The 21,396-nt window shown below is 42.3% G+C and carries 15 protein-coding genes and 1 pseudogene; 5 read left to right on the top strand and 11 right to left on the bottom strand.

The window, feature by feature from the left end; genetic code table 11:
- Window positions 1-22: 22 nt before the first annotated feature.
- From F6K15_RS21110 to F6K15_RS21085, 6 genes and pseudogenes are all read right to left on the bottom strand, one after another.
- Window positions 23-1,549 carry a DUF642 domain-containing protein gene (locus F6K15_RS21110; RefSeq protein ID WP_293063943.1) on the bottom strand — a complete coding sequence of 509 codons (1,527 nt, stop codon included), beginning with the start codon at window positions 1,547-1,549 and terminating at the stop codon, window positions 23-25.
- 643 nt (window positions 1,550-2,192) lie between these two features.
- Entirely contained in the window at window positions 2,193-2,513 is a 321-nt protein-coding gene (locus F6K15_RS21105) for a helix-turn-helix domain-containing protein (RefSeq protein WP_293063941.1), read from the bottom strand.
- Window positions 2,514-2,636: 123 nt separating this feature from the next.
- A complete protein-coding gene (locus F6K15_RS21100; protein ID WP_293063939.1) occupies window positions 2,637-4,142 on the bottom strand; it encodes a DUF642 domain-containing protein in 1,506 nt (501 codons plus the stop codon).
- A 145-nt stretch (window positions 4,143-4,287) separates the two neighbouring features.
- Window positions 4,288-4,452 carry a hypothetical protein gene (locus F6K15_RS21095; protein ID WP_293063936.1) on the bottom strand — a complete coding sequence of 55 codons (165 nt, stop codon included), beginning with the start codon at window positions 4,450-4,452 and terminating at the stop codon, window positions 4,288-4,290.
- 234 nt (window positions 4,453-4,686) lie between these two features.
- Window positions 4,687-4,875: pseudogene (locus F6K15_RS21090) on the bottom strand (zinc ribbon domain-containing protein); the annotation flags it as partial.
- 65 nt (window positions 4,876-4,940) lie between these two features.
- Window positions 4,941-5,984 carry a DUF642 domain-containing protein gene (locus F6K15_RS21085; RefSeq protein ID WP_293063933.1) on the bottom strand — a complete coding sequence of 348 codons (1,044 nt, stop codon included), beginning with the start codon at window positions 5,982-5,984 and terminating at the stop codon, window positions 4,941-4,943.
- Window positions 5,985-6,121: 137 nt separating this feature from the next.
- Between F6K15_RS21085 and F6K15_RS38510 the strand changes: the two genes are divergently transcribed.
- Window positions 6,122-6,214, top strand: a complete 93-nt coding sequence (locus tag F6K15_RS38510) for a zinc ribbon domain-containing protein (protein WP_363268417.1) — start codon at window positions 6,122-6,124, stop codon at window positions 6,212-6,214.
- Window positions 6,215-6,796: 582 nt separating this feature from the next.
- Here the strand turns inward: F6K15_RS38510 and F6K15_RS21080 are convergent.
- From F6K15_RS21080 to F6K15_RS21060, 5 genes are all read right to left on the bottom strand, one after another.
- Entirely contained in the window at window positions 6,797-8,152 is a 1,356-nt protein-coding gene (locus tag F6K15_RS21080) for a DUF642 domain-containing protein (RefSeq protein WP_293063930.1), read from the bottom strand.
- Between the two features lie 186 nt (window positions 8,153-8,338).
- Complete coding sequence (locus F6K15_RS21075) at window positions 8,339-9,406, bottom strand: hypothetical protein (protein ID WP_293063927.1); 1,068 nt, start codon at window positions 9,404-9,406, stop codon at window positions 8,339-8,341.
- A gap of 153 nt (window positions 9,407-9,559) precedes the next feature.
- Complete coding sequence (locus F6K15_RS21070; RefSeq protein ID WP_293063924.1) at window positions 9,560-9,793, bottom strand: hypothetical protein; 234 nt, start codon at window positions 9,791-9,793, stop codon at window positions 9,560-9,562.
- The gene (locus tag F6K15_RS21065; protein WP_293063922.1) at window positions 9,765-11,297 is read right to left on the bottom strand and encodes a hypothetical protein; all 1,533 of its coding nucleotides are present in this window, start codon (window positions 11,295-11,297) and stop codon (window positions 9,765-9,767) included. The genes F6K15_RS21070 and F6K15_RS21065 overlap by 29 nt, the downstream gene beginning before the upstream one ends.
- Before the next feature lie 616 nt (window positions 11,298-11,913).
- Window positions 11,914-13,752 carry a polyprenyl synthetase family protein gene (locus F6K15_RS21060; RefSeq protein WP_293063919.1) on the bottom strand — a complete coding sequence of 613 codons (1,839 nt, stop codon included), beginning with the start codon at window positions 13,750-13,752 and terminating at the stop codon, window positions 11,914-11,916.
- A 376-nt stretch (window positions 13,753-14,128) separates the two neighbouring features.
- Between F6K15_RS21060 and F6K15_RS21055 the strand changes: the two genes are divergently transcribed.
- The 4 genes from F6K15_RS21055 to F6K15_RS21040 all read left to right on the top strand — a co-directional run bounded on the left by F6K15_RS21055 (window position 14,129) and on the right by F6K15_RS21040 (window position 20,627).
- Window positions 14,129-14,683 carry a hypothetical protein gene (locus tag F6K15_RS21055; protein WP_293063916.1) on the top strand — a complete coding sequence of 185 codons (555 nt, stop codon included), beginning with the start codon at window positions 14,129-14,131 and terminating at the stop codon, window positions 14,681-14,683.
- Between the two features lie 170 nt (window positions 14,684-14,853).
- On the top strand, window positions 14,854-16,215 hold the full coding sequence (locus F6K15_RS21050; protein WP_293063913.1) for a glycosyltransferase: 1,362 nt from the start codon (window positions 14,854-14,856) through the stop codon (window positions 16,213-16,215).
- 386 nt (window positions 16,216-16,601) lie between these two features.
- A complete protein-coding gene (locus tag F6K15_RS21045) occupies window positions 16,602-18,734 on the top strand; it encodes an FkbM family methyltransferase (protein WP_293063910.1) in 2,133 nt (710 codons plus the stop codon).
- A gap of 579 nt (window positions 18,735-19,313) precedes the next feature.
- A complete protein-coding gene (locus F6K15_RS21040; protein WP_293063907.1) occupies window positions 19,314-20,627 on the top strand; it encodes a serine hydrolase in 1,314 nt (437 codons plus the stop codon).
- The last annotated feature ends 769 nt before the right edge of the window (window positions 20,628-21,396 follow it).

Here is a 21,396-nt window from a genome sequence, read left to right as displayed (position 1 = left end):
GCGATCGCTCAACGGATAGAGATTACAAAGAGACTTGAACATCAACAACCAAATCCCCAATTCCTAGAGCACGAATGGTGACTTCATCACCGGTGCCGAGTCCCGAGTATTTGAAGGTAATGTTGGTTGTTACTTCCGAGCCTGGGGCTACATCTTCAAAACGGTCTGGCTCGATGCTTTCCACATAACCGTAGTCATCGTTTACCGCTACAATAGTCAAGTTTTGGTTGATTACCTCTAATGCTTCCTTGAGAGCCTCAATCAAATTTGAACTATCAGCCTCTAGCTCAACTACAGCTCCTACCCCTAACTGACTCACCAAGTCATTATATGTGCTTACCACATTGGTGGTTGCCAGGAAGATAGGCACTACATTAGCTTCATTGATTGCCTGCTTCACCTGAGGGACAGAGGGAAAGTCCTCACCAGGGTCTAAAACTGCGTCTCCATTGTTGGGAGTACCTCCGGGTGGGTCCCCTGCCTTTTTATAGGTAGCATCTGTGGATACAATTGCTACCCGACGAGTATTCTGTCGGAAATTTAACTCACTTTCTGCCCGTACAGCAACTTGCATTAGAGCTGTCAACGATGACTCTGGATAGTCACCTCCACCATTAGCCGTCAACTTGTCAACCGCTGCCTCGAATGCAGCCGAGTCTGTGGTCAAAGGTAACTCGGTTCGATACACATACTCACCTGGATTATTATCTTGAAAAGTTGCTAGACCAAAAGTTGTATCAGGTTGGAGAGCGCGCAGTTCTTCCACCAAGTCAGGAATTAGTGCTCGCAGAACTGGCAAATCATCTCGGTAGGAGCCAGTCACATCTTGGGTCAACATTAGATCTAGAGGCAACGTGCCTGAATCTTCAGGAATCGGAATTGTGACTGGCAGAAGGAATTTTTCGTCAGGGGTAATGATGATTTGGCATTTCTCATCGCCCAACTTGCAAACGAGTGGTTCGAGACCGATAGCATCAACGTAGGAACCCTTGCTATCAGGAAACTCTCCTATATTATCAAAGCTCAGGCGAGTCGTAGAACTGTCAGCTTGAACACCATAGCTATAATCCTGCCAATTGCTTTGAGATAAACCTTCACCACTTGCCTCCAGTTTAACTATCTCTGTATCTCCCCACTTAACATTCAGCTTGTTGTCTGAGACATAAGGACGGGGGGAGAATGAAAAAGTGAGTTCGTAGGTCTGACCCGCTTCCGTCGTGATATCCTGATAAATTTGAGTTACTTGCTGAATGCTGTCAAGCTGCACATATTGCTTCCCATCTTTGGCTTTGGGAATTACTGATTCTGGGGGGAGATAAGGGATCAGATCCTCTCTGGTTTCACGATCGATTTCCATCAAGTAACCCTTGGATAAGTCCCACCCTTTAAATGAGGGTTGAAAATCTGCTGTACCATAGTCACCATTAAGGACTGGCTCTTCAAAACTGCCATTGACTACTAAGTTCTCGGCAGCGGCCGATGACGGACTGATATTCAAGCAGGTAAATGCCAGTAGCACTGACATCACCCAAGGTAATATTCGTTTCATATCTGATGAGATGAGTTGTCGAACAGTTTTCTGTTTCCAGCGTAACTTCAGAAAAGCTCAGTGTCAATACCGATACACATTTTTTTGATCGCTGCTGTATTGTGAGTGTACAGTCATTTGAGATAAAAATAGGACTTACGCATGAACGCTATTGGTAGTAGACCGACACTGCTAAAATGGTGCAATAAGCGTAGGTTGGCTTGAGGAACGGAACCCAACAATAGCGAGGCTTTGTTGGATTTCCCTTCGGGAAGCTCCGCTAACACTCCGTTCTACCCAACCTACATTTTTGTGTCAGTCCAGTAGGGTGTGTTAGCGTTAGCGTAACGCACAAAACCCTACATCTATTGCCAGTGCCTAAGTCCTGAAAAATACACCCTTCCGTTTCTGGAAAGGGTTTAATGTTGACTTTACCGACTGTCCTAACTCTGGCGATCGCTTCTCTGTCCGTTCTTAGAAACCTACGATAATCTATAAAAATCTATGATTATCTGTTCCATTCCTGCTTCTACCTGGCAACGTCGGCGTTATCCAGTCCACAGGCTGACACGGACGTTTGCTTTTGCTTCGCAAAACTGGCGTAACGCAACGCTGGCGCGAAACGCGTTAGCGTTGCGGAGCAAACTGCCCGCCATAGCTAAATTTAACTAGGTTGACCAGAAATTTTGTTAAAGCAACACTTCCAAGCTAGAGATAAATATCTTAAAGCATATTGAGGTGCACATTTAGACACTTCGTAGTACCAAAAGTTCTTAGGTTTAACCATTGCTACTAAAAGCTTATGCAGGTCGATAGATGTGGGAAATTTAAGTTTACCTGAAGGATTATTGGAATTATGACTAAGGATATTTCTAGTTAACCATAATCCCCAATTCCAAGCATGACGAACTACACCTGCGTGTTTAGCCAGTAATGTTTTTTGCTGCTTATTTGGGTGTAATTCAGTTTTGAATCCAAGTAGCATAAACAGATAATACCAGATTTTTATAGATAAAACCAGATTTGAGCCAACAGTTACAAGCCCTACAGATTCTCAGACAGGCGATACGGCTGATGCCACGCTCCGCGATCGCTCAACGGATAGAGATTACAAAGAGACTTGAACATCAACGACCAAATCCCCAATTCCTAGAGCGCGAATTGTCACATCATCTCCGCTACCTAGTCCAGTATCTTTGAAGGTGACATAAGTTGTTAATTCCGAGCCAGGAACAACATCTTCAAAGTAGTCCGGGTCGATGCTTTGCACATAACCGTACTCATCATCTACGGCCACAACAGTCACAGTTTGGTTTAATATCTCTATTGCTTCCAGTACAGCCTCAACCAAATTTGAACTGTCAGGCTCCAGTTCGACTACAGCTCCTACCCCTAACTGACTCACCAAGTCATTATAGGTGGGTATGAAAGGGCTGGTTACTAGGAAGATAGGAAGGATATTAGCATTATTGATTGCGTCCTTCGTCTGAGCCACAGAAGGATAGTCTTCTGCCTCATCCAGAACTGTATCTCCATTGTTTGGCGTACCTTGTGGATAATCCCCTGCCTGCTTGTAAGCATCATCTGTAGAGATAATAGCAATCCGACGAGTCTCATCTCGGAATCCTAATTCGCCATCAGCCCGTAAACCAACTTGCATCAGAGCTGACAAGGATGACTCGGGGAAGTCATATCCTCCTGCAAGAGTGGCTAACCCTGCAACTGCTTCCTCAAATACGCTACTGTCGCTCGTCAGAGGCAACTCCGTCTTGTACACATAATAATCAGGAGTTCCATAAACCTTCTTGTCTGTGAAACTTGCCAGACCGAAGTTTGTATCAGGTTGGACAGCTTTCAATTCTGTCACTAAGTCAGGAATCACTGTCTTGAGAGTTGGCAAATCATCTGAGAAGGAACTGGTCAAGTCTTGGGTGAGGATTAAATCCACAGGCAGTGCCCCTGCATCTTCTGGAATCGGAATTGTGACTGGCATCACAAATGTTCCATCGGGAGGAATGATAATCGTACAATCTTCATCCCCCAAATCACAATTTAGATTTTCTAGGCCAATCGCGTCAATTAAGGAACCAAAACCATCAGCTATCTCGTTGAGATTATCAAAGCTAATGCGAGTTTCAGTGCCAGCTGCTTGAACGCCATAGCTATAAGCCTGCCAATCGCTTTTAGATAAACCTTCCCCACTTGCTTCCAGTTCAGCAATCGTGGTATTTCCCCAATGGACGTTCAGCTTGTTGTCTAAGTTGTCTGCACGGGGGCTGAATCCAAAGGTTAATTTGTAAGTCTTACCTGCCTCAGTGGGAACATCCTGATAGATTTGAGTTACTTGATTTAAACTATCGAGTTCCACATATTGTTTCCCATCTTTGGCATTGCTCGCTCCATAAAGGTCGCGGTCTATTTCCATCAAGAAACCCTTGGACACTCTCCAGCCATTAAATGAAGTTTCGTAAGTTACTCCTGCTGGACTTTCGATCACTGGCTCTTCAAAACTGCCATTGACTACTAAGTTCTCGGCAGCTGCCGATGACGGACTGATATTCAAGCAGGTAAATGCCAGTAGCACTGACATCACCCAAGGTAATATTCGTTGCATATCTGATGAGATGAGTTGTCGAACTGTTTTCTGTTTCCAGCGTAACTTCAGAAAAGCTCAGTGTCAATACCGATACACATTTTTTTTCACTGTGTTGTCCCTGTAGCAGTAATTTGAGACAAAAAAATTAACCACGATCAACCTGTCAAATTCGACTGAGGTAGAGAGCGGTCGCGTTTTGGAAGTTGGACTTGAGGCCAGGGGCGATCGCCACTGCGGCACTTAAGAATGGCGATCGCTTTTCTATAGAATCCCCAATCGTATCTTTGCAGGGGGGTATGTACTTTTGGCTGCAGTCTTCAGTCCTCACAAGTTGTGAAAATTCAGGAACGAGAATATGGAAAAAAAGGGCGTTGCTGATTCTGGGTATGATGCAAGCCCCCCGAGCAAGCCAATGCGCGGGGGGAATAAAACTCTAAAAGTCCCCCGATTTTATCCCCCTCCCGTCCCCCTTAGAAAGGGGGAAGCCAACTGATACAAAGCTTTACATAAAGTAACAACCCGATGTTTACTTCCTGCTTCTTGTGAGGCCGTTGGCGGTTACTCATCCACAGGCATTCATGCACAGGCATTCACGGTCGAGCCGACCGCATTTCTTAAATTTATACTGGCGTTTAAATCTCAATAAGATTGACAACCCACAATCAGAGCAATTATAAGTCCTTAGATTTAAGGGCATATCTTGGACGTGACCACAGTTTGAGCAAGTTTTTGATGATGGAAAAAACCTGTCAACTACTACTAACTCAGAACCGTACCACTGGCATTTATATTCAAGCTCTAGCTGGACGCGGTTAACTAAGGCGAGGTAGTTTCACCACACACGCTTATTTCATCAATGTAAGTACCCAAACTATCGGGTGTTTCGTTGAGATTATCAAAGCTCAAACGAGTGGTAGCACTTGTGGCTTCGAGGTCGTAGGTATAAACATCCCACTCATTCTTAGTAAGACCTTCACCACTTTTTTCTTCTTGGCAGACTAAAGTTTCTCCCCAACGCACGTTCAGCTTGTTTTCTGAAACATCAGGACGTGGCGAAAATGCAAAGTTGAGTTTGTAAGTCTGACCTGCTTCAGTGGGAATATCCTGATAGATTTGAGTTACTTGATCCAAACTGTCCAGTTCTACATATTGTTTCCCATCTTTAGCATTGCTAGCTCCAAAGATATCGCGATCAACTTCCATCAAGTAACCCTTGGATAAATTCCAACCGTTAAATGAACGTACAAAATCTACTCCTGTTGGACTTTCGACTTCTGGAGTTTCAAAGCTGCCATTCTCTACCAAATTTGTGTTAGCTGCGCAACCGGATAAATTTGCCACTAAGCTGATGGCATCAATGTAACTTCCTACACTATCAGACTTTTCATTAAGATTGTCAAAGCTCAGACGAGTAGTAGTGCTTGTCGCTTTCAGATTTTTGTAGGTATAAACTTCCCATTTCGTATCCGAGAGACCACTGCCACTTTTACTAAGTTGGACTAACGAAGTATCTCCCCAATACACGTTCAGTTTGTTGTCTGTGACATCTGGGCGTGGTGAGAAGGCAAAGGTGAGTGTGTATGTTTTGCCTACTTCGGTGGGAATATCTTGATAAATTTTAGTCACAGCATAACTATCTAGTTCCACAAGTTTTTGCCCATCGTAGGGTTTGCCCGCATTTCCTGTTTGAACTTCGATACTGGGGCCTTGGGCTAACTTCCAATCTTTAGTGACCTCTGGGTTTTCAAAGCTGCCATTGACTACTAAGTTGCTCTCGGCAGCAATCGCTGATGAAGGACTGATATTCAAAAAGGTAAATACCAGTAGCACTGACATCATCCACGATAATATTCGTTTCATATCTGAATAAGATGAGTTGTGGAAAAGTTTACCGTTTCCAGCGTAACTTCAGAAAAAGCTCAGTGTCAATACCGAGACACATTTTTTTTTCACTGTGTTGTCCCTGTAGCAGTAATTTTAGACAAAAAAATTAACCGCTGAATATCAGACAATATGAATGTGAGAACTGCGGTTTCAAGGCAGACAGAGATTTTAATTCTGCTGTGAACTTAGAAAATTATGCACGTTAGTAGGTGGAGTTCTCACCGATTTTAAGCCTGTGGAGAAGATAAGTTACAGACTGCGGTCAGTGGTCTTCTGGGAGACAGGAAGCTAGCTCCAAAGCTCATGCAATCAGTCATGGGTAAGTTTGGGTAAGTTTAGTAGAACGGAAGAGATTGTGCTTTCTAGGAATGGACAATTTATAATTCAAGTAGTTTTCTGCCTAAGTTTAAGGTTACCCATTATATCATGTCCGGTTGAATAATTAGGGCTTGCTGATTAAATATCAAAGCATTGATAGATAAAGGTTTTAGCTGTTTTAGGTTGAAAGGGGTGCGCCTGTTTTCGGTAAAGATTGCTCAAAAAACTAGCATTTTGTGCAAGAGTTGGGCAGAACAATTTTGGGAAAAACGCCCGCTCCTACCTTTTCTACATTCCCCTAACTCCCCTCCTAGGAGGGGTCAGGGGTGGGTTGTCTTCCCCTCCTGGGAGGGGGAGGGGCGAGGGGTGGGTTGTCTCCTACCCCAGCAAAAAGACTTTTTCAGCACACCCTAATTAGACTTTGCTGGAAGGAAGTTAGCATTGCTTGCTAATAAAACTATAGGAAGCAATTAGCTTGCAGGGGCAGCTTGGAGTTCCCCACTTCCCTCGATCGTCAAAATGTTGACATCTTCCGTAGTGTGATCGGTTTCTTCATCAAAACTGGTCTCTTCCTCTATTTTGATTTCAACACCGTTATTAGTTAAGTTTTGATACCGCAGTCCAGCACTATCTGCACCGTTGTACGTGGCGATGGCCGCAATCAACTGTGGCCCTTCCTCATAACCGCTCAAGCCGATATTGACAAAATTTTCCTCAATACCGCTGACAATTTGAGCTTGATACTTATGACCTGACCAATTGCCGGCATCACTTGCTTCAATAGCTAACCAACCAATGGTTTCCTCAGTGTGACCATCAGTTTTGATCTCCTCTTCTTGCATGGCCACTTGGAAGCTATCAGTAGTGGCTGGTTGTTGGCGAGTGTAAACAAAATCAGGACCGTTGCTGGTCTGTAGCTCTGTAAATACTACTGGAGAAGCACCAAACCCGCTGCTGAAGTTCACTGTATCGAAACTGCTACTGCCCAAGTTCCAGCCAACGGTTGTTGATGTATTATGGACTCCCACTTCCAGAACAGTGCCATCATCAAGTTTCCATTGTCCAGCTTCTAGGACTATGAAACTGAGGGTTTCTGTTGTATGGGTGCCATCAAAATTACTAGGTTCCTGCAGTCGGACATCAAAGCTATTGCTGGTGATGTTGCTCAAGCGTACTGCTACAGGGTCTGCGCCGAGGAAGGAAGGAGGTAAGGCTAAGACGACTGGAGCAGTAAAGTTATGGCTGAGACTAACCGTTTGTATTTCATGGTTCAGGTTGGAAATACGGCCAAATTCGCCAATGACTGCAAGAGACTTCTCCACCACGCTTACTGCATCAATATAGCTACCCATACCATCTGATATCTCATCAAGATTGTCAAAGCTCAGACGAGTGCTGGTGCTAGTTGCTTTGAGATCGTAGGTATAAGTTTCCCATTCGGTATCCGCTGCTGTTTTACTGAGATTGGCAACTACGCTCTCTCCCCAACCTACATTCAGCTTGCTCTCAGGAGTGTTAGGGTTACCCTTAAATGCAAAGGTAAGTTTATAGGTCTTACCCGCTTCAGTGGGAATATCCTGATAAATTCCAGTCACACTATAACTGTCCATTTCCACAAGCTGTGACCCCTCAAAGGGCTTGCTTACCCATTTACTATCAATTTCAATTGCCAGTCCATCAGATAAATCCCACCCTTCAATTGAATGTTTGAAATCGACAAATTCGACTTCGGGTGTTTCAAAGCTGCCATTGACTACTATATTATCGGCAGCGATCGCTGATGAAGGACTGATATTAAAAAAGGTAAATGCCAGTAGCACTGACATCATCCACGGTAATATTCGTTTCATATCTGATGAGATGAATTGTCAAAAAGTTTACAGTTTCCAGCGTAACTTCAGAAAAAGCTCAGTGTCAATACCGAGACACATTTTTTTTCACTTTGTTGTCCCTGTAGCAGTAATTTGAGACAAAAAAATCAACCGCGATAACTTTTTGTTAACTAAGGATATCTAGACAACATATTCGGCATAAATCAGGCCCCAACCATGGAGCATCTCGCCATCTAGCAAGAGCTTCACCTCCACATTACCACTCACCTCCTCAATAAAACTATATTGACACGCTCTGTTATCCGCCACCACCAATTCCATGGCACTATCAAAATTCACGGCCACCGACAAACTATCGCGTTCATCTGCTGCCTCTACTCGCAAACTCTCCGGCATGGGCACACTGCGATGGGCAAACACGCTGGCCATAACTCCCGGCAACCGGATCGGTAACACCCCGGTCGCAGACCATTCCCAGTCGATCGCCAGAGTTGACCCAAGAAAAATCTTCCGCAACTGATTCCCCAAATAAACAAATATATAGGACAACCCCCATTCAGAATGGTCTCTGTTAGTACGTCTATCTAAAACCAGAGTTAAAGTTCTACCATCGGCACAAGTTGCAAAAGCGACAAACCACTCCCAACCAATATCCTCCCCCCAACGAAACCTACCGAAGTTGCGGTCATGGTAGCAAAACCAATCTTGACGGATGGGAAATTTGGTGTCCCCAACAGACAACTCCCCGGCCACTTGCAAACCAGGTACCAAACCCCAACCAATAAAACCGCTACCGAAAGGAGATTCTTCTGTTACTAGCAGTGGTGTGGCCTCCGCAGAAGCTGTAAAGGCGATCGCCAACCCAGACTCTTCATCTCGTACTGCTACTTGTGAATTTCTACCATCTATTTCCAAAGAAACATTCTGACCCTGCAACCGCAAGGGTTCGCGACTCACCGTTCCCGCTACCCATCTCTGGGGGTAGGCAGTGCCGAATGTTGCCAAATTATTTTCCTGATGAAGTTCAGCGCTCAAAAATTCCTTCGGTATAGTGGCAATAAAACTTAATTGTAGTTCGCCCCCAGTAAGTCTACCACTAAGAGTTAAATTCACCAAAACTCTCACCCCACTTTTGGGTTCCATTAAAATAAAATGATACCAGTCTTTCCAGTCTAAAGGTGCTAATTCGTCATTAGTAGGAATGCGTAACTGTTCTACACTAGCTAATGTTCGTTCATCCATAGTCATTTCAGTTATCAGTTAAAAGAAGGAAGAAGGCAAAAATGTATTTGCCATTAATATAGAATCCGGTTATACAGTATATGTTTATAATTTTATCCACACTTCAATATTCGCCGTTGGTAAAGCGCGTGTATGATATTAATCTTAATTTTTTAGGAGTCAACCCACCCCTAACCTCTCCCAACCCACCCCTAACCCCTCCCAGGAGGGGAGGGGAGCGACCGAGTCAGGAGGGAAGAAATAAGAAGAAACCCCCATCCCCCCATCTACCCATCCCCCCATCTCCTCATCTCCCCATCTCCTCATCTCCCCATTCCCCCATCTCTTCATCCCCCCATCTCCCCATCTCCCCATCTCCTCCTGGTCAAAGTTGAATAGATTTAGATTCCCCAATTATATCTTCAACAGCAGTTTGGGGTTTGGGGGGCCGAGTTATAGGTTCTGGTGCTAAAGTAGCGATCGCTTCTAATATGGCTGCTATTCTGGGGGACATAACTGCCAACCCTAAAATAATTGCCTCAAACCAGAGATCGCCATTTATTCCGAGTTCGGCGCTCAAAGCTTCCCTAGCGGAATTATTGGGAACTGATCTCTGAATATTGCTGTTATCTGGCAGCAAACTCCACAACCACAATTCCCAAAAGACCAACATTCCTCCCATTCCTGTTGTAGCACCAATGGAATTAGCAAAAGCAGTAGCAGACGACTGACTAATTTGTAACCACCGAAGCACTTTTGCCGATGCTAAAGCCACTACACCATTTTTAAAGAAGCGAGTCCGACTTAGGCGATCGCTTAATTGCTTTCCCGCTGCACTCCCAGCATACTCGTTTCCTACTTGGGCAAGAATTACCAGAAGTTCCACTACTAACCACCGTACCGGCAAGAAATTTAATCCAGGCAATGCTGTTGCCAAAACATAACCTGCCTCAGCTGCCTTAGCATCAGCAATAGCTATGGGGGTTACAAGTTCAGAAATAGTGGCCAAAATCTGACCAACACGAGGCGACAACACTGACAACCCCAAGAGAATATTACCCCACCAGCGGTCGGCATCCATTTCCAATTTAGCAACCATTGCTTCTGCCAAAAATGGTGGAACAAAAATTTGCTTGCCAACCTCCTCTGCTTCCACATCTGTTTCTACCAAACTCAACAACCATTGTTCCCAGATATAAAGCAATCTTTGAGTTCCCGGTGTCTGACTGCTGCCCCCTAAAATAGTATTAGCGATCGTCAAACTTTCAGATATCCAACCAGGGAGTTGAGCAGAGGTAAGAGCAACTATTCCATTTTGATAAAAAACAGTGTGTTTAAGTTGTTCCAGCAACCTACTACCAGGTAAAGTTTGAGCATATTCTTCTCCTTTTTGAGCAATAACGATTAAAAGTTCTGCCACCAACCAACGAGTAGGAATTTTATCCAGATCGATAACCCCTGAGATTAAGCCAAAAATACCCGCCATAGTAGGGTCTAAGGTATGAGAAAAGCCAGAATTAGTTTCTCCAGAAACAGGAAAGGTAACAGTAAGGGGAAACTCTACAACTTGAGGATGAGGTTGCACGACAGGCATAATTTCAACATCAATAGGAATAGCTTCTTCTTGAATGCCAGGAAATCGCAACCAAGTTTTTAACCTTTGTCCAGGCAATACATTCCCAGGAATGGAAGCTGTTATTGTCTCACTAGCATCACTGCCAGAGAATAAATAAATATAAGGCGGTTCGAGTTTTTGGGATGCCGTAATAATTAAATTGCCATTATCTACTACCCAATCATCTAAAGTAGGACGTAACAGTATAGCCTCCTTCATCCAGTTTTGAAAAGACATTTGTAGCACCAGAGTCGAACCAGGTTGCAGTTGGAATTGAAGTTGCGGAAGTTGGAATGAGTTCATATTTGCCTAAATTTTGTCAATTTTTTGGGTAGTAGTGTACAAGTAGTGATATTTGGAGCAAGGCGTTGCTGAATAAATGTATCATATCAAATCCGGTTAAACAGCCATAGAATGGTTAAGTCAGGAGGAGTCAGGAGTCAACCCACCCCTAACCCCTCCCAGGAGGGGAACGACCGAGTCAGGAGGAGAGAGAATTACAAAGATGAGCGTAGTTATGACGATTGGAGAATTTTTTTATGTTCAATAAAACGGATTTGATATCAGGACTTACGCAAAACCACCATATCCAGTGACGAATGGCCATTTGCTAACGTAGAGCTTCCGCTTTATATGTTGCCGAGCAAAACGCCCCTACTGATGGTGTATAATTTCACGTTTTGCGTAAGTCCTGTGTATGATTTCACAGGAGTCAGGAGGTAGAGGGAAGGTATAAGGGAAAAGGGAAAAAGGTTGAAAAATACTCCTCATCTCCCCATCTCCCCATCTCCCCAAATCCCCCTCCTGGGAGGGGTCAGGGGTGGGTTCCTATCTCCCCATCTCCCCCCATCTCCCCATCTCTTTTGTTCCCTATTCCCTTCCTACAGTCTAAATCACTACTTCTACAGGACTACCAATTTTACAAATTTCGATAAATCACATAATTAATCAATTGTTTGAGAAAGCGACGGTCTTGCAGAGACGAACCCCAATTTTCTCCTGGTTGCAAGGGAGATTCAGGTTTGAGAAAATCCATCGACTCAAAGATATTGTCAGCTTGGTTGGCGAGAGTTCGAGCTAAATACCAACCATGGTCAATACTACCGCAACGCTTCATTTCTTCTAAAATAAACTCAATTTGTTCTGCTTTTTTCTGTTCTCGTGGCAGGGCCAAAATTTCTAAAATCCGATCCGCGGCGTTGCTGTTAGCAATAACATGATTCAACATAATTGTGCGTTTACCTTCATAAATATCTCCCCCTATTTCTTTACCATAGGTTTTCAGGTCTCCCAAGATATTCAGCAGATCGTCTTGAATCTGAAAAGCAATCCCCAAAATCATCCCAAACCGAGTTATATCTGCCAGAGGTTTAACTAGCTCCGTCAAATTTGCCGTAGGGTGTCCAATAATTAGACCAATCCGCAAAGGAGTCATAAAGGTGTACCAACAAGTTTTCTTGACACACATAGTAAAATAATCTTGGTCTGTAAGCTGGCCTGTATTATTAGCTACCCAGTCCAACTCCATTGCTTGCCCTTCCACAGATTGCTGTGCCATAAATTCGATCTCGTGCAAGACATTAAGAGTTTTTTGTATCCCAATCGCCGATAGGTTTTCCAGCAATAGACCAACGGCTAAAACATTAGTAGCATCACCAACATTAATGGCCCGAGCTACCCCAATGGCGTGATGCAGAGTTTCCTTGCCCCGCCGAGATTCAGAACCATCTTCTATATCATCATGTATTAAAAAAGCATTATGATATAGCTCCAGAGCTGCTGCTGTTGTCAAGGCCCGATCTCCCATTCCTCCCATTGCCCTTGCTGCACTAATACACATTGTGGGTCGCAACATCTTCCCCTTACGAAATGGGTAATCTTTCAGCATTTCGTATAGCGGAGCATAACCTCCGGATATATCGCGCTTAAAATCAATAAACTGCATAATTCTGCCAGTAATTGCTTGTCGAGATTGTTGCAATGTCTCATTAATAATAGTCTTATCAAACTGGGGTTTCTCTGCATCTGGAGGATTTACAATACTCTCCGCTTCATCTGGTAGTTGTATGCTACCTCCGTTGGGCAATGGTATATTAGTTGCTTTACCCCCAGACCAACCATTACTATCATCTTGTTTTGGTTGGTTAACTTGAGTTTGCTCAACCTTAACTTCTGGAGCAGTTTTCACCATTACCAATTGGCTTTTACTATTGCTACTTAGATCTTCATTGTGACCATTACCATTAGTGCTAGCTTCAATGTGACCATTACCATTACTACTTAGATCTTCATTGTGACCATTACCATTAGTGCTAGCTTCAATGTGACCATTACCATTACTACTTAGATCCTCATTGTGACTGTTACCATTAGTGCTAGATTGATTCCCATTAGCTACTAGAGTAGTTTCTTGGTTGCTTTGAAGATTGTTTTTTTTGGCTTCCTGTTCCTTGGGTAATTCTATAAAAATTTTCACCAAGACTGAATCAGCTTGACCATTACTATGACCATTACTATGACCATTACTATGACCATTACTATGACCATTAGAATAGCTTTCATTTGCTAATACAACAGTTCCTTCATTTCCTTGGAACTCTATTTTTTCAGCTCTCTGTCCTTTTGGCATTTCTATGGAAACTGTCAATGAGACTGAATCATGTTTACTATTGGAGGAATAGCGATCGCTTTTTGCTTGATTAGAAGTAAGCTGCTGGTCACAATGGATATCTGCCTTACCGTTAGAGGAAATGGCCATTTTTAGCTTAGAAGCAAACTTGCTGTTTTGAATATCAGATTGGCCTGTTAACAAATAAAAAAAACAGAACGTTATACAAAATAAAAATATGGCAAACATAAATTTTTTATAGTTCAATACTCTTCAATACAAGCATTTTATCACTTAGATGAAACGCAATTTTTTGTATAATAGGCAACAAAGCCATAATAATGGGAAAAAGCTTTCCCCCATCTAATATCAGATCCGCTTGAGTAAGGTTATATTCAAAAAAGTCAAAGTCTTTGCCTAGATAGAATTTGGGGATGCGAGATAAGTGCCCTATAATAACCGGATGATTTCTGAAGCAGCCCTTTGTTTGCTATAGTGCATCAAGAAACCGTGGGAATGGATAAGTATGACAAATACTAGCACAGAACGTCAGAAACAATTAGCAACATGGTTACGTCGCTTGATAGAAACTCTCCGCCTTCAAGGTGGGGAGACATGGAAAACATTGGTGCATATTGTCTCTGGAAAAACTGTGACAATCGCTATTGATGATACTATATTACAAGTAAGTGCTGAAGGAGGCGAACTCCTCCAACTTAACTTTAAGTATGTAGCATCACCAAACTCAATAGATTTCTGTTGCGATGTCCGTACTTTCAGAGATATTGTAGCAGGAAAATTAACTATGGATGGAGGACTGGCCAATGGCAGAATTTATGCCCGTAGAGGTTTTGATGAATTGTTGGGTATCTATGAAGTGGTAACGCGGATTTTAGCCGACAGCGCTACTAACTCTCAATTGCAGGAACTGTGGATGGAGTTTGACCAATCCTGGCCTGCTTCTACTGGTAATTTGCCATCGCCCCTCGAAATACAGAAACCTACTTACGGCTACTTCATCAATAATGTCCCAGAAGATGTATTAGAGATCGAGGTCGAACCATATCTGGTAGACAACTAATACCATGTCCAGATGATTAAGTATAATAGATATCTCCAGAAAATAGGGAATAGGAAACAGTGAATAGGGAAAAGGGAGAAATAATTGATAATTTATGGATAAGAATTGATTTGATTTTTGATTTTTACCAGATGTTTAATAGAAATTGATATAATTCTAAAATTTTAGATATGACCGATCATAATACACAACTCAATCCCGAAGAAAACCTGTCTCTAATACAACCTAAAACAACTCAAAGTAAACGCATTGTACTTACTACTTTCGGGTCATTAGGTGACTTATATCCCTATCTGGCGATCGCTCAAGGTTTAAAAAAACGAGGTCATTTACCCTTGATCGCCACTAGCGAGAGATACCGTAAACCAGTGGAAGCTCAAGGTATTGAATTTTATCCAGTCAGGCCAGATAGTTTGCCAGATTTTGAAAGAGAGGGGGAATTTCTGAGTCTGATGATCCCCCAAGGGCGAGCGATCGAGTATGTCATCTGTTATATGTTAATGCCCCATTTACGCGCTAGTTACGCCGATCTCATGGCAGCTACCGCCGGAGCAGATTTACTAATAACTCATCCCCTCACTGTCGCGGGTTCTCTGGTGGCAGAAAAAATTGGCATTCCTTGGGTATCTAGTATCCTGTCACCTTACTCTTTCTTATCTGCTTACGATCTTCAAAGTTATCTTTGGAGCGGAAATATTCCCCTCTCTGATTACGAAAAAATACAAGTAACAGGGATGCAAGATGGCATAACACGGCATTTTCAGTGGCAATCACGTTTTTTTTTCGCCCCTTGGCGACAACTGCGAAAGGAACTCGGTTTAGCACCCAGTTGTAATCCTCTAGTTAGTGACTTGCAATCGCCATATTTAGTTTTAGCCTTGTTTTCAGAGTTGTTGGCAGCTCCACAACAAGACTGGCCATCGCCCAATATGATCGCGGGTTTTCCTTTTTATCGTCCTCAAAATTCAGAGGGTTTATCTGCGGAGTTGATGCAGTTTTTAGATAGTGGGGAGCCTCCCATTACTTTTACTTTGGGTTCATTAGCGGTTATGAGTCCGGGCAACTTTTACGTTGAGGCTGCCACTGCCTTGAAAGAGTTGGGTTATAGAGCTGTTTTGTTGATGGGAAAGGAAGCGGGACAAGTGTCGTCAGAGTTGCTTCCAGAGGGAACAATTGCAGTTGATTACGCTCCACACTCAGAACTTTTCCCCCGGTCAATGGCGATCGTACATCATGGAGGAGTGGGTACTACTGGGGAGGCAATGTTGTCAGGTCGTCCAATGTTGATAGTACCTGATGATTTTGACCGTTATGATAATGCAGCGCGGGTGGTGAGTTTAGGTATAGCTCGGCAAGTGAATCGCGATCGCTATTCTGCTGCTGTATTAGCTGCGGAGTTAAAGCAGTTGTTGTTCGACCCAGTTTATCAGGAGCGAGCAGCTAGTGTGGGTAGCCTGCTACAAGCAGAAGATGGTGTTGGGGTAGCTGTGGATGCGATCGAAGGTTTGTTAGGAGTGGGAATTCATAACTAATATCATGTTCGCTTGAATACTAACACTTTGGTGGAAGGAAGGCAGAGGGAAGAAGGCAACTATGCTGAAGGGAAAGAAAGGTTCAAAGGGAGAAGGTTTTTTTATCGTTGATTATCCGGACATGATATAATTTTAATATTTGGATTGGAGATAAATTTTTGATCCACAAAGTGATATACTAAGCAATATCTAAGTATATATCATATCGGCGTTGCTTAATTGAAGTATGAATGCGCGATTGTTTGGTTCTCGCCTTCGCCCCCGCGCATCCCCGCGCATTGAGGGGCTAGGGGGGCTGGCATCATACCCAGAATCAGCAACACCATCATATCTTTGGTTGACAAAAAAATTAAAGATCGATTTGATTTGCGTCCTCTTTTTTTATAATGAAAGCTACCCTTGACCTTGGAGAATTAAATGTCATTGCCAGATTTATTCGTTCTGGAAATGTTGTGTTTGATGTCGGTGCGTATATCGGTCAGTGGACTGATGAAGTTTTCAAATGTGGAAGCGATCGCCTCCAGATACATAGTTTTGAACCTCACCCACAAAACCATCAAAAATTAGTAGGCAATCTCGCCCAAGCAATTAGTCTCGGGCAAGTTGTTTCCAATAATTTTGCCCTGTCTAACTCGGAAGAAATAAAAATCCTTTACGATTATCAGGATACTCGCTTCCTGAATACTTTATATCGCCGTAACTCCGAAGATGAAAAATTGTTTCAGATGGGAACGCCCAGGCAGTTTCCGATTTTGCTTACCACCCTTGATGCTTATTGTCAACGGTGGCAAATTAAACGGATTAATTTCCTCAAAATTGATGTTGAAGGCAGCGAGTTGGATGTCTTAAAAGGAGCAACAAAAATGTTGCAGTCGGGCAAAATAGATTATCTGCAATTTGAATATGGCAATACTTTTAAAGATGCAGGAATTTCCTTGAAAGCTGTTTTTGAATTCCTGCAACAATATCGCTATTCTTTGTTTAAGATTTTACCTAATCAATTAGATTACAAACCGGAATTTTTGCCCGCAGATGAAGACTGGCAATGGTGTAACTTTTTAGCTGTTAACGAGCGTTTTATTTCTGGAGTTTTGGGGCAGTTTCCCCAGATGTTTGATTTGGCAAAACTTTGTTCGCAAAATTCGATTCAACCAAGGGGTGTAATTCATATTGGTGCTTATGAAGGGGAAGAAATTAAAGCATATCGAGAGATGGGGATGGCAAAGGTCTTGTTTGTGGAAGCTAACCCCCAAGTATTCGATCGCCTCCAGAAAAAGATGGCAGGAATGCCAGAGGTGCGAGTAGCTAATTATGCTTTATGCGAGCGAAATGGTTTGGTGGATTTGCACATTGCTGCTAACGAGCAAAGCAGTTCGATTTTATCACCAAAAGATGATAGCGACCAGAGTATTTATACCAGAGAAATATCCAAAGTAACTGTAGAGGCAAAAACTCTGGATAGTCTCCTGGCAGAATTAGAATTGCCACCGGAGGATTTTAATCTGCTCAATATCGACATTCAAGGAGCTGAATTATTAGCATTGCAAGGGGCAACTAATGCGTTGCAGTTTGTGGATGGGATTAATATTGAAGTCAATTATGAGGAAATTTATCAAGGTTGCCCCTTAATTGACGATATCGACGAATTTCTAGAAAAAGTAGGTTTTGATCGGGTAGCAACGACCACACCTTATCACCATTCTTGGGGCGATGCTTTTTATGTCAAGAAACCAACTATTATTATGTCAACTCTGGGCAAAAATGGCGGATTTGCCAATCAACTTTTCCAGTACGGTTTCTTAAAAATTTATGCCAAAGAACATAATTTGCGAGTAGAAACCCCAGAGTGGATCGGAAAAAAGATTTTTGGGTTAGATGACCCACTAATTAGACGACAGCTCCCGGTTATTCCCGAAAATATAGAAAGCAATGTGTCAATTTCTAATATTGTCAATTCCTCAAAAACTTTAAGCAACGTTGATTTTTGGGGATACTTCCAATATCACACTGCTTACTATGCCAAACATCAAGAATATTGGCGATCACTATTTCAACCAGTTGAGGAAATTCAAGGAAAAATGCAGGTTGCCTGGGAAGGTCTGAGGGCAAAAGGTAAGACAATAGTGGCAATACATTTGCGACTGGGAGATTATTTTGATCTCTACCCTCATTGGATAGCTCCTTGGGAATGGTATGGCGAGTGGTTGCGGGGTTTTTGGGAAACTCTAGAAGATCCAATACTTTATGTTGCCAGCGACGATGTAGAAAAAGTGTTAGGGTGTTTTGCCCAGTATCAACCGATAACAGCACAAGATTTAGGAGTTGAGTTACCAGAGGCAGAGTTTTATCCAGATTTTTATGTATTGAGTCACGCTGATGCTGTAGCAATATCGAATAGCACTTTCTCTTTTGCTGCTTCCATGCTCAACCAACAGGGCAAATTTTTCTGTCGCCCCCATTTTCCATCCCAGAAGTTGATTTCTTTTGACCCTTGGAATAGTTTGCCATTGTTTAGGTAGTAGGACGTACATAATTTTGACGTTGCTGAATAAATGTGTGATTTCACAGGAGTCAGGAGTCACTCCTCAGGAGTCGGAATGAATGGCTTTATATCAAATCCGGTTGAACACTTATTATATATTCCGGATTCTATATGACTCCTGAGGACTCCGTCGTTGTTAGTAAACATTCACAGGACTTACGCAAATTCACTTTTAAACCAGCATTTGTAGGGGCGAATACCATTCGCCCTCACCATAAGTAGAGTTTCTGCGTAAGTCCTGATTCAGCTATTAGCTGTCAGCTCTCAGCAATCAGGATAGGGTTTAAATGAATATAGACTTTAACGACTTTAGTAGTAAGTGTAAATTCGGCCTCAATTAGTAAAGCTTTTATCTAAAACTAAAAGCAATAGCTGATAGCTGACGGCTAAATGCTTACCTTTGTTCATAGATTAATAGTAGTTGACAAAATAACCAAAATATAATAAGAAAGACTATAATATGTGTATTTAGTTAGACAAGTTGATACAGTAAAGATGAAAAAATTATATTTTTATTGGTCGGCAGAAAATTATTTATTTGTGTGAGGCAAATTCAATGTACAGAAGACTAAAAATTAGACAAATTCTAACTAGCACTTTAACGACAGTAGCTAGTATTACTATAATTTCAATTGGGAGTATAGAGAGTTCCTGGGCAGAAGAATCTTACACCCAGTCTTTACAAGAACTCTATGATCTGCGCGATCGCACAGTTGCACAATTAGAATCTCTACCTACTCCCAGAAAGCAATTATTCTTTTCTGATAACGATGACACTGTATTAAAAAAGCAAGAAAACTTGCTACAGAAATTACAAGAAATTGATGTTCAAATATTAATTGAACAACGAGCAAATGATAACTGGCGTCAAGCATTAACCCTTGGCGCTCAAGCATCAGAAGTAGGAGAAACGCCAAATGCAACTGTCAAAACTAGAGAAACAGAAAAACACCTCTGGCAACAAGCTCTTTCTAATTTAGAAGCAATTCCTACTGATTCAATTATAGCAGAAAAAACTACTAAAAAGATTAAAGAATACCAGCGTAGTCTGAATGATTCTTATTATCAGTTAAACCTAACAAAATCAAACTTTTTAGAGAAAATTCGTAAAGACAGTGGTCTATCTAGCAGAGCAACGATCGCTATTTGTAACCTCCGGCGAAAATGTTTAGACCTAAACGGCAATAAACCACCTGCCAGTCCTGCTAGTTTAATTAAAGTTCCTGTTGCTGTAGCAGCAATGCAGAAAGCGTCCCAAGAAAATATCAGTTTAGATACTCCTATATATGTAAGTAGGGGAAACTTTACTGAAGATGCCTCAGAAATTAGAGCAAGAAAACCCTATCCCCTCAAAACTCTGGTTGGGCAAATGATTGACCATAGTAGCAATATTGCCACAAATCAACTTATTGATTATTTAGGACAGCCTTATATTAATAAAGTTCTCAAAGACGATGGCTACAAAGTGATGAGTGTCAACTACAAACTGATGGGGAACCGGATCATGCCCAAAAATCCTGGTAAAGGTCGCAATACCCTGACTAGCAACGAACTGACAGACATGATGGTCTCAATATATAATTATGAGTATCCAAATTCTGATGTATTGATAGAAGCTTTAGCCCGTCAGAAGGATAGATTATTAGGATATGCTGCCCTAGAAGAATTACCTGAAGTTAAGTGGTTGGGTGAAAAGACGGGAGAAAATTCTCGCGCTCTGGGTACTACTTTAGGATTAAGTATTAATGGTGAAGTGTATGTAATAACTGTAATTGATAGTCGTGGTGGGCGCGACCCCCAAATTCGCACCTCTATTAATCAGGTGGCAAAATATCTAATGGATAATGATGATTTGCTCTCGTATAGATGATGAACTATCCACCTAATTTATGAAGTAGGAGAGTAGGGGAGATGGGGAGTAGGGGAGATGGGAGAATTTTTCAGTGGTGGTACATTTTCATTGGTCGTGCATTAGAATTCTCCAAAAATGAAAAATAAAATCAATTATTATCCATAAATTATCAATTATTCCCCTCCTGGGAGGGGTTAGGGGTGGGTTCCCTATTCCCTGTTGCCTCTTTTGATGGAGATGTCTATTATGATTATTTTTGTTACGAGAACAGCCAGCTGTCCCTCGTTGTTGTATACCATTACGCGACATTTTGACTACTCCCCGCAGCTGTTGCCGAGGGGATTCTAAGTTGATACTACGCAACAGGATAAATCCTTGTTGCTTCGTTTTCTACTTAGCTGACCAAAGATATATTCTCTGGGGACAATTTCATTGTGCCCCTACACAGTCAGCTTAAGTCTAAACTTAGCTTTTTGTTTACTTTTGTCTAAACATTTGTACATTCAGATTATAGCACAGGACAACTAAAGTTGTCTAGTCTAAACAACTCGCTTGTTTTCATCCCCCGGTTAAAACACCTATGCTTTATAAACATCTTTCTTAACATAAAACGTAGACAAAAAAGACAAGTTATGGGTAAGTCTAAGAGCGGCTTTTTCGGGAGAAAATTGTATTGAAAAATACACGCAAGTGTGAGGACTGTAGACAAAATTCTTACTTCCCCCTCTTCCCCCTCTTCCCCCTCTTCCCCCTCTTCCCCCTCTTCCCCCTCTTCCCCCTCTTCCCC

Source organism: Okeania sp. SIO2B3 (assembly GCF_010672525.1).
GTDB lineage: Bacteria > Cyanobacteriota > Cyanobacteriia > Cyanobacteriales > Microcoleaceae > Okeania.
This window is presented reverse-complemented; position numbering and strand designations above follow the sequence as displayed.